The organism is Candidatus Macondimonas diazotrophica (assembly GCF_004684205.1).
GTDB classification, from domain to species: Bacteria; Pseudomonadota; Gammaproteobacteria; order UBA5335; family UBA5335; genus Macondimonas; species Macondimonas diazotrophica.
This window is the reverse complement of sequence record NZ_SRIO01000001.1, coordinates 78099-92427: the sequence shown is the minus strand read 5'-3', so window position 1 is coordinate 92427 and position 14329 is coordinate 78099. Positions and strand designations below refer to the sequence as shown.

14 protein-coding genes and 1 tRNA gene are annotated in these 14329 nt (G+C 60.5%); 8 read left to right on the top strand and 7 right to left on the bottom strand.

Translation table 11 applies throughout. The features are described 5' to 3' along the window. Positions 1–55 precede the first annotated feature (55 nt). Both E4680_RS00440 and E4680_RS00435 read left to right on the top strand, forming a co-directional pair. Positions 56–1342: an MFS transporter gene (locus E4680_RS00440; protein WP_240696059.1), complete on the top strand. Its 1287-nt coding sequence runs from the start codon at positions 56–58 to the stop codon at positions 1340–1342. Positions 1343–1377: 35 nt separating this feature from the next. Further along, positions 1378–2142, top strand: a complete 765-nt coding sequence (locus tag E4680_RS00435) for an NUDIX hydrolase (protein WP_135280407.1) — start codon at positions 1378–1380, stop codon at positions 2140–2142. A gap of 49 nt (positions 2143–2191) precedes the next feature. Here E4680_RS00435 and E4680_RS00430 read toward each other — a convergent pair whose 3' ends face one another. Then, entirely contained in the window at positions 2192–2572 is a 381-nt protein-coding gene (locus tag E4680_RS00430) for a hypothetical protein (protein WP_135280406.1), read from the bottom strand. Between the two features lie 220 nt (positions 2573–2792). On the opposite strand from E4680_RS00430, the gene hemH reads away from it, so the two are divergent. Then, a complete protein-coding gene (hemH, locus tag E4680_RS00425) occupies positions 2793–3800 on the top strand; it encodes a ferrochelatase (protein ID WP_135280405.1) in 1008 nt (335 codons plus the stop codon). A gap of 3 nt (positions 3801–3803) precedes the next feature. Here hemH and E4680_RS00420 read toward each other — a convergent pair whose 3' ends face one another. Both E4680_RS00420 and E4680_RS00415 read right to left on the bottom strand, forming a co-directional pair. Then, the gene (locus E4680_RS00420; RefSeq protein ID WP_135280404.1) at positions 3804–4409 is read right to left on the bottom strand and encodes an HNH endonuclease; all 606 of its coding nucleotides are present in this window, start codon (positions 4407–4409) and stop codon (positions 3804–3806) included. Positions 4410–4732: 323 nt separating this feature from the next. Further along, positions 4733–4818 (bottom strand) — tRNA-Leu (locus E4680_RS00415). A gap of 176 nt (positions 4819–4994) precedes the next feature. Here E4680_RS00415 and E4680_RS00410 point away from each other — a divergent pair. The 4 genes from E4680_RS00410 to E4680_RS00395 all read left to right on the top strand — a co-directional run bounded on the left by E4680_RS00410 (position 4995) and on the right by E4680_RS00395 (position 8592). Next, complete coding sequence (locus E4680_RS00410) at positions 4995–6422, top strand: sigma-54 dependent transcriptional regulator (RefSeq protein ID WP_135280403.1); 1428 nt, start codon at positions 4995–4997, stop codon at positions 6420–6422. A 326-nt stretch (positions 6423–6748) separates the two neighbouring features. After that, complete coding sequence (locus tag E4680_RS00405) at positions 6749–7468, top strand: RNA polymerase sigma factor FliA (RefSeq protein ID WP_135280402.1); 720 nt, start codon at positions 6749–6751, stop codon at positions 7466–7468. Positions 7469–7594: 126 nt separating this feature from the next. Beyond that, entirely contained in the window at positions 7595–7831 is a 237-nt protein-coding gene (locus tag E4680_RS00400) for a hypothetical protein (RefSeq protein WP_135280401.1), read from the top strand. Between the two features lie 50 nt (positions 7832–7881). Continuing rightward, positions 7882–8592, top strand: coding sequence for a PilZ domain-containing protein (locus tag E4680_RS00395; protein WP_167792300.1), 711 nt, complete (start codon positions 7882–7884; stop codon positions 8590–8592). On the opposite strand, the gene pyk is transcribed toward E4680_RS00395, so the two are convergent. Beyond that, the gene (pyk, locus tag E4680_RS00390) at positions 8528–9994 is read right to left on the bottom strand and encodes a pyruvate kinase (protein ID WP_422666657.1); all 1467 of its coding nucleotides are present in this window, start codon (positions 9992–9994) and stop codon (positions 8528–8530) included. The genes E4680_RS00395 and pyk overlap by 65 nt on opposite strands. Before the next feature lie 385 nt (positions 9995–10379). Here pyk and E4680_RS00385 point away from each other — a divergent pair, with 385 nt between their 5' ends. Next, positions 10380–11012, top strand: a complete 633-nt coding sequence (locus E4680_RS00385) for a helix-turn-helix domain-containing protein (protein ID WP_167792299.1) — start codon at positions 10380–10382, stop codon at positions 11010–11012. Positions 11013–11045: 33 nt separating this feature from the next. Here E4680_RS00385 and hemN read toward each other — a convergent pair whose 3' ends face one another. The 3 genes from hemN to fabA form a co-directional block, all read right to left on the bottom strand. Then, a complete protein-coding gene (gene hemN, locus E4680_RS00380) occupies positions 11046–12419 on the bottom strand; it encodes an oxygen-independent coproporphyrinogen III oxidase (protein WP_135280398.1) in 1374 nt (457 codons plus the stop codon). 109 nt (positions 12420–12528) lie between these two features. Then, entirely contained in the window at positions 12529–13746 is a 1218-nt protein-coding gene (gene fabB / locus E4680_RS00375; protein WP_135280397.1) for a beta-ketoacyl-ACP synthase I, read from the bottom strand. Between the two features lie 46 nt (positions 13747–13792). Beyond that, positions 13793–14305, bottom strand: a complete 513-nt coding sequence (fabA, locus tag E4680_RS00370; RefSeq protein ID WP_135280604.1) for a 3-hydroxyacyl-[acyl-carrier-protein] dehydratase FabA — start codon at positions 14303–14305, stop codon at positions 13793–13795. Positions 14306–14329 lie beyond the last annotated feature (24 nt).

The window sequence follows — 14329 nt, the reverse complement described above, 5'->3', positions numbered from 1 at the left end:
CCGACCTTGCCGAACTGCGGGCGATCGCGTCTTTCCAATGCTGATGGATGCCACCATGTCGACGACTCATGAGCGCCGTGGCGCGTTGATTGCCTGGGCGTTTTACGACTGGGCGACCAGTGCCTACGCCGCGCTGATCCAGACCTTCCTGTTTCCGGCCTATTTCGCGCGGGCGATTGCGCCGGATGCGGCCACCGGAACGGCTTGGTGGGGCAATGCGATGGGGATCGCCGGATTGACCATTGCGGTTTCGGCCCCGTTGTTGGGGGCGATCGCCGATCGCGGCGGGCACCGCCGGATGTTTCTTGCGCTGCTCACGCTCATCAACGTGCTGGCGACCGCAGCGCTCTGGACCGTCCGTCCCGAGGCAGATCTGGCGCTGCGCGCATTGCTGTTGGCGGGGATCGGTACGGTGGCGCTGGAGCTCGCCTTCGTCTTCTACAACGCACAGCTCGGCGATCTGGCCACTCCCCAGCGTGTCGGCCGCTGGTCCGGCTGGGCCTGGGGTCTGGGCTATCTGGGCGGCCTGGCCTGTCTGCTCCTAGCGCTGATCGGATTCGTGCAGGCCGATCCCCCGCCATTTGGCCTGGATCCGGAGGCGGCCGAACCGGTCCGGGCAACCTTCCTGCTGGCGGCGGGATGGACGGCGCTGTTTGCGCTTCCGCTGCTCTTGATGGTGCGCGACCCGGTGCGAGCGGCGACCGGCAGGACCGGCGGTTTCGTGGTGCAGGCCGCGTTCCGTGATCTGTGGCGTTCGCTGCGCGGGCTGATGCGCGAAAGATCATTGCTGCGGTTTTTCCTGGGCCGGCTGTTGTTGATCGACGGACTGACGACGGTATTCGCCTTCGGGGGTCTGTTCGCTGCTGGGACTTTCGGCTTCGATGAACGATCGGTGTTGCTGTTCGCCATCGTGCTGAACCTGACGTCGGCCGTGGGTGCCATTGGATTTGCCTGGCTGGATGATCATCTCGGCGCTCGCTCGGCCATGATCTGGAGTCTGATCGGGCTTCTGCTCACGGGCAGTGCGCTCCTGTTGGCACCGGATGCTCGATCCTTTTGGGTCTGGGGGGCGTTGCTGGGGATTTTCGTGGGCCCGGCGCAGGCCGCCAGCCGATCCTATCTGGTGCGCATGGCGCCCGCGGCGCAGCGCAACGAGTTGTTCGGCTTGATGGCTTTTTCGGGCAAGGCCACAACGTTTCTGGGCCCGTTTCTCGTGGCCGCGCTTACGGCCGCCAGCGGTAGTCAACGGATCGGGTTATCGGTGGTCTTATTCATGTTTGCCGGTGCACTCCTGTTGACGGCGGGGATCGCTACGGATCGCCCCGGACCGAAAGCTCGCTAGACTCAATGAGGAAAATCATCTGCGGAGGAGGACGCATGGAAGTTGTCAAGCCCTATCCCGCCGCTACTGTCGTGTTGTTGCGCGATGGCCCGCAAGGCGTGGAAGTGTTCATGGTGCGCCGTCACCATCAAATCGATTTTGCGGGCGGCGCATTGGTGTTTCCCGGCGGCAAGGTGGCGCCGGACGACGAGCAGCTGGCCCGGAAATGGGCGCCGGATGATCCATTGGCAGCATTTCGGGTCGCGGCAATTCGGGAGCTGTTCGAGGAAAGTGGGTTGCTGCTGGCCAAGCCTCGCGCGGCAGGTAACGGAGAGGCCGATGCATCCGTCGACCGGCTGCGCACGGAGCTGGCGCAGGCGGGGGCGAGTTTCGAGGAGCTGCTTGAGGCAGTTGGGGCTGTTCTAGAACTCGATGCGCTGTTGCCCTTTGCGCACTGGATCACGCCAGAGATGATGCCCAAGCGGTTCGATACCCATTTTTTTCTGGCGCGGATGCGGGGCGATGCGCAGTTGCGCCACGATGGCGGTGAGACCGTCGATTCTCTGTGGATTACTCCGGGTGACGCCATCGTCGCGGCGCAGGATGGCCGCCATACCATCATTTGGCCGACGTTGATGAACCTACAGAAACTGACCGGTCACCCGACGATCGATAGCCTATGGGCGGCAACCGGATCGGCCCCGATCGTCACCGTGTTGCCGCGGCTGGTCGATACGCCGCAAGGCAAGCGGATGCGTATTCCGCCCGAGGCAGGATACGAACATTGGGAGGTGGATTTGAGGCAGGTGATGGGGCGTTAGGAAGAGGCCGGAGGGGCTGTGGTCAGCACGGCTCCGGCCTGCAAATCCATTACTCGAAGCGAACTTTCGGCGTGGGCGTCAGCGAGAGAATCGGTGCGATTACCGTGCCGACCCCCGGCACCGTGGCGACACCCGCGATGACTGTCGTCTTGGTGGCGGTGACCGTCAGGTTGACGCCCTTGACGGCGCTTTGGCGCGCCACATATGTCAACAGCGGCGCTTCGGCTTCCACTCCACGGGCGAGATCGCTGACCAGAACCACATCGCGTTCGGTGAGATCGGCGACGGGTTTCTGGAACGGGCCGAGTTCGATGATGTAGGCCTGTCCGGTAACGCCCGATAATTCGTGATCGCTCATTTCGACGGGCTGGGCGGTTGCGAGGGCGGGGGCGGCCAAAAGCGCTACAGGGAAGATAGAATGCGGTTTCATGGTGCACTCCTGTCGGTGTCTTCGCAAAGCTTCACGCGGTGTTCTGTGTATAGCCTTGCTGGCGTCTGAGACGCAAGACATGTGCCAGATTATTTTACCAGATGGCGATCCATGCCCCGAAGAGATCATCGAGTGATGGTGATCCCGTCTTAACCTTAAACCACGAATGGCCGATCTTTCATCTCCGGAATGTGACCGTTGGCCACTGGCGCAAATCAACATGAATTCAGCTGCTCCATTGCAACACTCGCCGATCGGCGTCCTGCTGGTGAACTTGGGGAGTCCCGCGGCACCTGAAGCCGGCGCGGTCCGTCGCTATCTGGCGGAATTTCTGAGTGATCCACGGGTTATCGAGGCGCCGCGCTGGTTATGGTGGCCGATCTTGCACGGCGTGATTCTGCGCGTCCGGCCGCGTCGCAGCGCGGAGGCCTATGATAGTGTCTGGATGACGGAAGGATCACCCCTGTTGGTGTATTCCCGGCGCCAGGCCACTGCGCTACAAGGGATCTTGGACCGGCAAGCCCCGGGCGTGTATCAGGTCGCCGTGGCCATGCGGTACGGCAGCCCGCCGATGACGGTAGCGCTCGATCGCCTGTGCGCCTCGGGTTGCGAGCGCATTCTGGTGCTGCCGCTCTATCCTCAATATTCGGCGACGACAACCGCGTCGGTGATCGATTCGGTCGGGGCTTGGCTGAGCGCTCAGCGCGCGCTCCCGGAAGTGCAGTGGGTCAACCAGTATGCCTGCGCGCCCGGCTATATTGCGGCGCTTGCCGCCAGTGTCCGCGCCTATTGGGACCGGATGGGTCAGGGCGAACGCCTGTTGATGTCCTTCCATGGCATTCCTCAGCGCTACGCGGATCTGGGCGATCCCTATCCAGTGCAATGCCAGATGACAGCGCAGGCCCTAGCTGCGGCGCTCGCACTCGAACCGGATCAATGGACGATGGCGTTTCAGTCCCGCTTCGGACCCACCCGGTGGCTCGGCCCCTATACCGACGACGTGCTGGTGGAATGGGCGACTCACGGGGTGCGGACTGTGGATGCGCTGTGTCCTGGGTTCGCGACCGATTGCCTCGAAACGCTGGAGGAGATCGCAATCCGCTATGCCGGGGAGTTCCAAAAAATGAACGGCACGCTGCGCTACATTCCGGCGCTCAACGATGCGCCTGATCACATGGAATTTCTTGCAGATCTGGTGACTTGCCGTACGATGCCGTGGCGGGCGTGACGATCAGTCGAAGGGATGGCGTGTCATCCGTGCATGCAAAGGGCTCGAGCGGGGGAAGTGGCTGCGCAGAAACGCCATCTGGTCCGCCAGCACACGGCGGCCTTTCAGATAGATATATTCCGCATGAGTCGGCGTAAAGGGCACCGCGAGCAGCTGCATCCCGGCTTGTTCCGGCGTCCGCCCCGCCTTGTGGTTGTTGCATCGTTTGCATGCGGCAACGACATTGGTCCAAACGTCTTTCCCGCCCTGACTGATCGGCGTGACATGATCCCGTGACAGGTCGCTGACCGGGAAGCGCCCACCACAGTAGAGGCATAGGTGCCCATCGCGACGAAACAAAGTGCGGTTGCCGAGGGGTGGCGTGTAGCGGTCGCGGAGCTCGTGAATGACATGGTTGTGGCCAAAGGTGGCCAGGATGGAATGAATTTCGATCACGCTGCGCTGACCGGTTAGAGCGTTGAAGCCGCCGCGAATGCAATAGAGCGACGCCCCCAGAGCGTAGGCCACTTCTCCGAGGTGGTGCAGGCGCGCCGCCTGCTGGTAATCGATCCATTCCAGCGGCATGCCACTGGCGTCGGTGCGCAGAACATGTTGATTCAAGTCGTGCATGGGGTACCCCTGGCGGCAGACCCGTCTCTTCCTGAAGCTCGCCCTTGTATGTCAGAACGGCACTGAAAATGCAAGGCCGGGAATGCGGCGAAGGACGCATTGCGAGGGTGCGCACGCATTGGTTCCTCGTGCCGTGCCCAGTTCGCTCGCCCGGCTGGCGCTTCCAAGATGCCAGCGGGATATGAACAGGATGTGTCGGCACACTGGGTCCGCAGCGCAGCACGGCGCAAGGTGGCGATCGCAACGTCGGACAGCCGCGCGCTGAAACGCCTTGGCCGGAGTGGCCGCAGGAGTCATGGTGCATGGGGGAGCCGAGGCGACTTTGGTGCCCGGGGCCGGACTCGAACCGGCATGGGACAAGCCCGAGGGATTTTAAGTCCCTTGCGTCTACCGATTTCGCCACCCGGGCGCTCGGCCCGCGTATTGTAGCCTACTGACTGATTCTCGCCGAGCGACTCGTCAGTGGGGCGAAGGCGGCTACATCGCAGTAGACAAAAAATTGACAATTTCGTCCCCCGCTGCCCAAGATAACCCCAATTCTGAAAACAAGACGTTCAGTTGATGGGTTCTGGAGGCAAAAGGGGCATGGGTCAGGCAAAAATCCTAATTCTGAATGATGATCCGCGCCAAGCAGAACTCCTGAAAACCATCCTCGGTTTCATCGATCTTCAGGCCGAACAGGTTCGTGACCCGGCCAATTGGGACTGGTCGCAGTGGGAACGCAAGGAATGGGCTGCGGTTTGCGTCGGCCAACTCGATTCTCTTGAGCTGCGCGACGCTTCTCTGGCTCGTCTGCATCAGCAGGCACCCCACCTGCCGATCCTTTGGCTGGATTCAGGATCGCCGGGACCAGCCAATCATCCACTTTGGCCCGTGAAACAACCCGTGCGCCACGAACAGTTGGTCGAAACGCTGCGTCAGGTCGATCTGTATCGGCAAGGCACCGATATGAAAGGGCGGCCGCGTAACGTCGAGTTGTTCCGCAGTCTGGTCGGTAATTCCCGGGCGATTCGCAATGTCCGAAAGCTGATCAGTCAGGTCGCAGGCTCCGATGCCAATGTATTGATTCTGGGTGAATCGGGCACGGGGAAGGAAGTCGTTGCGCGCAATATCCATTATTACTCGACGCGCCGCAACGCACCGTTCGTGGCCGTGAACTGTGGAGCCATTCCCGGGGAACTGCTGGAGTCTGAACTTTTCGGTCATGAAAAGGGTGCTTTTACGGGTGCGGTGACTAGCCGGGAGGGGCGATTCGAGGCAGCGCAGGGCGGGACGCTATTTCTGGACGAGATCGGCGACATGAGTTTGCCGATGCAGGTCAAGCTGTTGCGGGTCTTGCAAGAGCGGGTCTTCGAGCGCGTGGGCAGCAATCGCAGCGTTCCGGCCGATGTTCGGATCGTCGCGGCGACGCATCGGGTATTGGAAGACCAGATTGCAAAAGGACTGTTCCGTGAAGACCTTTATTATCGCTTGAATGTATTTCCAATCCAAATGCCGCCGTTGCGCGATCGGATCGAGGATCTGCCGCTGTTGCTGGAGGAGATTGTTGCCCGCCTGGAGCATGAGCGCGGCACCTCCGTCCGCCTGACGCCGGCCGCAGTAATAGCGTTGTGCCAGTCGCGCTGGCCCGGAAATGTTCGGGAGTTGGCCAATCTGGTCGAGCGGCTCGCCATTCTTCATCCTTTCGGTAGCGTCGACTTGGCCGATTTACCGGAGAATTATCGCGGTAAAGTGGCGAGCGACGATGAGGCCGAGAAACTGCCCGCGATTCACCCTGCCTTGGAGTCTTTGTCCGGCAGCGATGGATCGGCCATGCCGCGGTTGCCGCGCGAAGGATTGGACCTCAAGCAGCACTTGGCGGATATGGAAATGCACCTGATTCGGCAAGCGTTGGAGGCCAGTGACGGGGTGGTATCCCAAGCCGCAAAGTTGTTGCGGCTTGGCCGAACCACGCTGGTTGAAAAACTACGGAAGTACGGCCTGATGCGATCGGATCTCCCGACCGATCATTGACCACGATTCCTTCCGCCTCCTGTTCTGCCTTCTCCTTGGATCGAAACTTGGCGCTTGGCGCTCGTGCTCGCGTCCAGCGCGTCAGAATTCTGGCGGTCCGCACGCCATCGGCGTTTGCTTGGTTTGCAGTGCCCCTATAAAAGATAAATAAAAACAATAAATTATATTTTTCATTTGCCCTTCTTCTCTGCTTGGAACGTTTCCTGCTTTAGATGGCCGCCGAAAGAGCCACAGCAACTGCTGTCGGAAATTCGGCGTTCGGGAGACAACCTAAGCCCTCTCTGCAAACTGGAAATAAAGAGGGGGTTCCAAAATGGAGAAGAGCCATGATGCAGCCCGCTCACAATGAAGCCCGTCAACAGCATGATCTCGTTGTCCAGCATGCCCCGCTGGTACGGCGGATTGCACAACACCTGGCCAGCCGATTGCCGGCCAGCGTCCAGATCGACGATCTGATTCAGGCAGGCATGATCGGGTTGCTGGAGGCTGCGCGGAACTACGATGCCAATCAAGGTGCGAGCTTCGAGACCTACGCCGGAATCCGCATTCGCGGCGCAATGCTCGATGAAACACGCAAGGTGGACTGGGCACCTCGGTCCGTACATCGAAAAGCGCGTGAGATGGCGACGTTCGTGCATGAGTTGGAGCATCAACTGGGGCGCGTGGCCAAGCCAGCCGAGGTGGCGGCCGCCATGCAGATCGATCTTGATCAGTACTATCAGATCGTCGAAGACGCGGCCGGATGTCGCGTATTGAGCCTGGATGAGCCGGATAATGGCGTTGTCGATGCGGGCGAGATCCCCGGCGATGGCGATCGGGACGATCCGGCTGAGCAGATCGAAGCGGATGGCTTTCGGGCGGTTCTGGCAGAAGTGATGGCGGGTCTTCCGGAAAAGGAATGCCTGGTGATGTCGTTGTACTACGAGCAGGATTTGAATCTGCGCCAAATCGGCGCGGTCATGGGAGTCAGTGAGTCGCGCGCCTGCCAAATTCACAGCCAGGCGGTAAAGCGTATCCGGAGCCGAATGGCGGATTGGGTCAGGTAACCGTCAACAGAAAATCCCGGGTTGTCAAAAAACTGGCGAACTGACAATTGATTGGCGCGGAAATCCTCAAGTTGACGGAAAGCTGACCGATACACTCTTCGGTTGGGTTAACTGAGGACAAGGGCCATGCAAGGAAAACGCATTGTTGGAACTGCCGGAATTCAGGAACAGGTGTGCACGACTGCTCCTCAGTCCGCTGGGGGTCTGGTGGTTGTTTCACTGTTGCAGCAATTGGGGGAGCGTTGGTCGGAGGCTCAGCGAATCGCACATCTTCGCGACCTGGTGATGGCCAAGGCTTATCGGCCGGATGCGCAGCGTATGGCGGCGAAATTCATGAATCAGCAACGGAGTGAAACCACGTGATGGTCTTTTGGTGCTCGACGTAATGAGTCGTTCGAGTTCGGATGGTTGCGATGGGCCAAGGCCATAAACACCTTGGAGGGCGTGGCTACGAAGTCATCCGAGGGCAGCAGCGTATCCATGATCTGTTGGCGGAGTGGGCTTCCGACCTTACCAATGTGACCGTTTGTGTGGAGGATTCGACGGAGCTACCCGCCAGGCTGGTGCCGCTTGCAGATGAATGGGTGATTCGTCGGCTCGATGCAATTCCGGATGCCGTGATGGTGGAAGGCCCGCAGCCTCGTCTCGTATTGAAGCGAGGCGGGCAGCGCCTGGAGGTCAGTTGTCGGCAGACGAGCCAGCGGGCGTGCTGCTTTCACTTGGGCCGCCCGACTTATATGCGGTATGCGCAAATGCGTGATGAAGGCCGAATCAAACTCGGTCACGCCGCGCCCGTGCAGCTGACATTGTTTCCGGCTTCGCCGAGTGCGGTTCGAGCAGACGTGCTGGATTTGTCCCTCGGTGGCATGGGGGTACTGTTGTCATCTGCGGTTTTACCGACGCTGCCGCATGAACGGTATCCGGCGATGCTCCGTTTTCCGCTGGGAACACTGGAAACCTGCCTGGAGGTTCGGTCGGTTCTTCCGAATGCAGAGGCAAACGATCAGTGGCGAATGGGCGCTCGATTCGATGAGCTTCAGATTGCGCAGCGCAACTTGCTCAGGGACTTCCTGAGCGGTCAGCAACGGATGCAGCGGTTTCCCCCCGCTTTTCATCCAAATTGAAGATTTCAACGAAATTGCTGGCGTCCGGATGGGCCCGAGAGGGGCCGTGCGTCATGACCACCGTGCCGCGACGAATCCCCTGCTCGGTGCACCACGCCCGAGCCACTTCACGCCAGACCACATCGGTACTGTCGACCTGAACGGGAACGACACCGTAGGAAAAGCATAGATCCTGACAGGTTTTGGCGGCGCTGCTGAACGCAATCACGGGGCAGGGAAACTTGAAGCGCGCAAGCCGGCGAGCTGTTGCGCCACTATCGGTCGGTGCAATGACCACGGGTGGGCGAATCTTGTGAACCAGATCGGCAAGGTCTGGCGCCATCAGTTCTTCTACCTTCTGAGCACGCTTCTTGTCGGGTTCAAACCACGCCGAATCAAGCGCAGGACGGGATTTCTCCGTCGCCAGTGCAATCCGTGTGAGCATGCGCACGGCCTCGACGGGATATTGCCCGATCGCTGATTCCTCCGACAGCATCACGCAGTCTGTCCCATCGAGTATGGCATTGGCCACATCGGTGGCCTCAGCGCGGGTGGGACGTCGATTCTCGACCATGGATTCAAGCATCTGGGTTGCGGTGATGACCGGGCGCCCGAACTGCTTGGCCCGCCGGATCAACGTTTTCTGCGTCAGTGCGATCGATTCGATAGGGGTTTCGACACCGAGATCTCCACGTGCCACCATGATGCCATCACAGGTGGTGAGGATATCGTCAATTTCCTGCACCGCGATTGCGCGTTCAATCTTGGCGATCAGAAAGGGGTCGAAGCCCAGCTGTCGAGCGCGCGCACGAACCTCGCGCACGTCGTCTCCGCGCTGCACGAAGGACACGCTGATGGCATCGACGCCTGCCTCGAGCGCCATCTCCAGGAGCTGCGCATCGCGGCTAGTGAAGGCGCTGCGGCCCAAATCAATGCCGGGAACATTCATGCCATTGTGGGAGAGCAGATTACCGCCAACCTGAACACGGCAGGTGATTTCACGTCCCTGGATCGATCGCACCTTCAGCTGGATGAAGCCGTCATTGAGATAGATGACTTCTCCGGGCTTGATGGCATCCGCGAGGCCAGAAAAATCATACGGAATACCGCTCGTGTCGCTGCTGGAACCTTCGATCAGGCGGACCTCTTGGTCTCGGCGCAGGGCGATGGGTGAAGGATCGAGGTGTCCCACGCGCATCTTGGGCCCAGGGAGATCGGCCATGATGGCCAGCCGGTATCCGGTCAGCCGGCTGGCATCCCGCAAGCGGTGAATGGTACTGCGATGACTCTCGGCATCGCCATGGGCCAAGTTGAGTCGCGCAATACTCATTCCGCTGCGCAGCATGCGCTGGAGAATATCCGGCCGCCGGGACGCAGGGCCGATGGTGCACACCAGCTTGGTATGCGCTTTGGGTATGGGCAGATGGCGCATGGCATTCTCCCGATGGCGCGGCGGCAACAGCAGTATACCCATTTGGCTGCCGAGCAAAAAAACAGGGAGGGGGATCCCTCCCTGTTCAATGCGCCATCTTTCCGGAGAGCGGGAAGATGCTGGCCGCGAGGCGAAAGCCTAAGCCGAGCAATCTTCCCGTGAACTAGACTAAGGCGAGATAGGCTCCGGGAAATTGACCTGCATCAAGGGAACCGCCGATCCCCTTGGGGGACAATGATTCCAAGTTTTCTCATCCGAGTATTCGAAAATGGCGTCGTTTCCCAATCGTCCCGTGCCCAACCGCGCGATCCAGCGCACGTGTGTCAATTGTTCCTTGAGCGAGCTGTGTGTTCCCGTCGGCTTGGACCCGGCAGATATGGAACGACTCGATCAATTGGTGGAACGACAGCCGCCGCTGGAGTCCGGGGCCCATCTGTGTCGGGTCGGAGAGCGTTTCACCACGCTTTTCGCGGTTCGCTCCGGCTGTTTCAAGAGTTACCGGATGGACAGTGAAGGCCGCGAGCGGGTTCTGGCGTTCCACCTTCCGGGGGAGCTGATCGGGCTTGATGCGATTTACCCCGGCGTCTATCAGTCGAACGTCGTGGCGCTCGACATGGGTGGCGTCTGCGCGCTGCCCTACAGCGATCTGAGCCGCCTTGCGTCACAGATTCCGCGTTTGCAGGAACAGATCTTCCGGTTGCTGAGCAAGGATCTTTCGGCCTATGCCTGGTTGGCTGGCGACTACAGCGCCGAGGAGCGGGTCGCGGGGTTCCTGCTTGATCTGTCGAATCGTTACCGCGAGCGGGGCTATTCGGACCGCGTGTTCAATTTAGCCATGCCTCGGCGCGACATCGCCAACTATCTCCGGCTTGCGACCGAAACGGTCAGTCGGGTGATCACGCGCTTCGAGCGAGAAAGCCTGATCCACACCGAACGGCGTGAAGTCAGCCTCCTCGACCTTGACGGCCTGAATGAACGAGCCAATCACTGCCTTCAGGCACTAGGGTAAGCCGCTTGTGCCGGCGCGGGCTTGCCGTTGCGGCTAGATCAGTCGGGAGTGCGAAGTCGTGGTCGGGTTCCGATTGAGGTAGGCATCGAACGGGAAGGCGACTGCGCGAAGCAAATAGCGGCCTTGCGGTGTCACCTCCAACGCCTTGGTCGTGATTCGCACCAGGCCATCGGCGGCGGCCGATCCCAGCGCGCGCAGCTCGTCGGTGAAGTATGCTGAGAAATCGATGCCATGGCGCGCCCGAATGTCGTCATAGGCGACACGCCCCTGACACATCAGCTGCTGAATCACATCCTGGCGCAACAAGTCCTCGCGTGTCAGCGCAATGCCGCGCCGTATCGGCAGGTCACGCTGGTTCAGGCACGCGGTATAGTCTTTCAAGTCTTTGGTGTTCTGCGCATAGCACGAGCCGATCTGGCTGATGGCGCTGACGCCCAGGCCAATGAGGTCGCATCCCCCGAGCGTCGAATAGCCTTGGAAGTTCCGGTGTAGTCGACCTTCGAGTAGCGCGATCGCGAGCGAATCGTGGGGCTTGGCGAAATGATCCATGCCGATGTGGCGGTAATCGGCTGTCGTCAGCCGCGCCACGGCCTGCGCCAACAGTCGCAGCTTTGCGTCTGGATGGGGCAATGCATCGACCGGGATGCGGCGCTGTGCCTTGAAACGACCGGGCAGGTGCGCGTAGCTGTAGAGGGCTACGCGGTCCGGGTTCAGCTCAACCACTTGATTCAGCGTCACGTCGAAACGTTCTGGCTCCTGATAAGGCAGTCCATAAATCAGATCCAGGCTGACGGAGTCGAAACCCGCTCTCCTGGCTGATTTGATGATCTGTTCGGTCTGCGCGTAGCTTTGGTGGCGGTTGATCGCCGATTGCACCACCGGATCGAAGTCTTGAACGCCGATGCTGATGCGGTTGAATCCGATGTTGCTCAGCGTCCCGAGATCCATCGCATCGAGGTTGCGCGGGTCAGCTTCAATGCTCATCTCGACGGTCGGGGCAAATCGGAAATGCGCGCGCAGTACGGAAACCACCTGTGCCAGTTGCTCGGTCGTGAGAAAGGTGGGGCTGCCTCCACCGAAGTGCACCTGAACCACCGCCTCGGGGTTCTCCAGCATCGCTGCTTTGAGTGCGATTTCCTGCGCCAGACTGTCCAGATAGTGGCGGATGTGCTCGGGCTGCCGGGTGATTTCCCGATGGCAGCCACAGTAAAAGCACGGGCTGGGGCAGAAGGGGATATGGAGATACAACGACAGGGGGGCCGCGGCGCGGGTTCGCAAGGCGCGCTGATGCTCGCCCGCGCCGAATCCGGGATGGAAGCGATCCGCCGTGGGGTAGGACGTGTAACGCGGCCCGCGGGTATCATAGCGCGATACCAGCGCGGCATCGAAGATGTCTGCGGGCGTCATGGACAATGACCATCCTCTTGGGAAACTCCCTGTGAGGATAGCCCATAGCCCAATTTCCACAATGACTTACGTCAAAATTGCAGGCCGCTCGTAGCGGCCTGCATGGGGCTTAGCAGTCGTGGCGCGAGAACACCAGCGAAGCGTTCGTGCCGCCGAAACCGAAGCTGTTGGACAGGATGGTGTTGAGCTTCACCCCGTCGCGTCGTTCGCGGACGATGGGCAGGCCTTCGGCTTGCGGATCGAGTCGATCAATGTTTGCCGATGCAGCAATGAACCCTTCCCGCATCATCAACAGACTGTAGATCGCTTCGTGCACGCCAGCGGCGCCCAACGCATGTCCGGTCAGGGATTTAGTGGAGGCGAGCGGCGGCATGGCATCGACGAAGACTTCCCGCAGGGCTTCGAGCTCGCGTACATCGCCCACCGGCGTGCTGGTGCCGTGTGTATTGATGTAATCGACGGGTGTCGCGACGGTTTCCAAGGCTTGGCGCATGCAGCGTACGGCGCCTTCGCCGGAAGGGGCAACCATGTCGTAACCATCCGAGGTGGCGCCATAGCCGACCAATTCAGCGTAAATGGGGGCGCCGCGGCGCAGGGCATGTTCACGCTCTTCCAGTACCAGGATGCCGCCCCCCCCGGAAATCACGAAGCCATCCCGATCGGCGTCGTAGGTCCGTGAGGCCTTCTCCGGCGTGTCGTTGTACTTGCTCGACAGCGCGCCCATCGCATCGAACATGAAAGCCATGGTCCAGTTCTCTTCCTCGGATCCACCGGCAAAGACGATGTCCTGTTTGCCGAGCTGGATCTGTTCCATGGCGTTGCCGATGCAATGGGCACTGGTCGCGCAAGCGGAGCTGATCGCGTAATTGATGCCCTTGATCTGCGCGCCGGTGGCCAGACAGGCCGATATTCCGCTGCACATGGCCTTGGTGACCATGTAGGGGCCGACCCGACGGACGCCTTTGGCTCGCAAGGTGTCGATCCCTTCCTGAATGCTCGCATGGGAGGCGCCGCCGGCACCGACGATCAGTCCCGTGCGGACGTTGGACACCAGGTCGGGAGTCAGCTGGGCATCGGCGATGGCCTCCTGCATGGCCACCCACGCGTAGGCATGGCCATCGGCCATGAAGCGCATCAGCTTGCGATCGATGAGCGCCTGAACGTCTAGCCCGATGGAGCCGGCCACCTGGGATCTCAATCCCTGTTCGGCATAGGTCTCCTGGAACGTAATGCCGGAACGGCCTGCGCGCAGGCTATCCAAAACCTCGGCCTTGTTGTTCCCGATACTGGAGACAATCCCCAGACCGGTCACGACGACGCGTTTCATCGGTATCCTTCCTCCACTGTGGTGCGGTGCGATTTCATTCGAGTCCTCAAAAGTCGGACGTCGAGGTGAAAAGCCCGGCACGCAAATCCTTGGCGGTATAAATCTGGCGGCCGTCCACGCTCAGCGTAGCATCCCCGATACCCATCACGAGTTTTCGCAGGATGACGCGTTTCAGATCCACTTGATAGATCACTTTCTTGGCATTGGGCAATACCTGACCGGTGAATTTCACCTCGCCGACACCCAGGGCGCGGCCTCGGCCGGGGGCGCCCAGCCACGCCAGGTAAAAGCCCATCAGCTGCCACATGGCGTCGAGGCCCAGGCAGCCCGGCATCACGGGATCACCCTGAAAATGACATTGGAAAAACCAAAGGTCGGGCCTGACGTTGAGTTCAGCGATGACCTGTCCTCTATTATGCCCCCCCCCTTCTTCGCTGATGTGCGTGATCCGGTCGAACATCAACATCGGCGGTAAAGGGAGTTGCGCATTGCCGGGGCCGAACATCTCACCGCGGCCGCAGGCTAACAGATCTTCTAGATCCAGCGAAGAAGGTCTCACATCGGGCTCCAGGTCGCGTTTGTC

Bases quoted from the DNA above. Each gene is read 5' to 3' on its own strand.
- E4680_RS00440 (WP_240696059.1), top strand. From the start codon at position 56: ATGTCGACGACTCATGAGCGCCGTGGCGCGTTGATTGCCTGGGCGTTT.
- E4680_RS00435 (WP_135280407.1), top strand. From the start codon at position 1,378: ATGGAAGTTGTCAAGCCCTATCCCGCCGCTACTGTCGTGTTGTTGCGC.
- E4680_RS00430 (WP_135280406.1), bottom strand. From the start codon at position 2,572: ATGAAACCGCATTCTATCTTCCCTGTAGCGCTTTTGGCCGCCCCCGCC.
- hemH (WP_135280405.1), top strand. From the start codon at position 2,793: ATGAATTCAGCTGCTCCATTGCAACACTCGCCGATCGGCGTCCTGCTG.
- E4680_RS00420 (WP_135280404.1), bottom strand. From the start codon at position 4,409: ATGCACGACTTGAATCAACATGTTCTGCGCACCGACGCCAGTGGCATG.
- E4680_RS00410 (WP_135280403.1), top strand. From the start codon at position 4,995: ATGGGTCAGGCAAAAATCCTAATTCTGAATGATGATCCGCGCCAAGCA.
- E4680_RS00405 (WP_135280402.1), top strand. From the start codon at position 6,749: ATGATGCAGCCCGCTCACAATGAAGCCCGTCAACAGCATGATCTCGTT.
- E4680_RS00400 (WP_135280401.1), top strand. From the start codon at position 7,595: ATGCAAGGAAAACGCATTGTTGGAACTGCCGGAATTCAGGAACAGGTG.
- E4680_RS00395 (WP_167792300.1), top strand. From the start codon at position 7,882: ATGGGCCAAGGCCATAAACACCTTGGAGGGCGTGGCTACGAAGTCATC.
- E4680_RS00385 (WP_167792299.1), top strand. From the start codon at position 10,380: ATGGAACGACTCGATCAATTGGTGGAACGACAGCCGCCGCTGGAGTCC.
- hemN (WP_135280398.1), bottom strand. From the start codon at position 12,419: ATGACGCCCGCAGACATCTTCGATGCCGCGCTGGTATCGCGCTATGAT.
- fabB (WP_135280397.1), bottom strand. From the start codon at position 13,746: ATGAAACGCGTCGTCGTGACCGGTCTGGGGATTGTCTCCAGTATCGGG.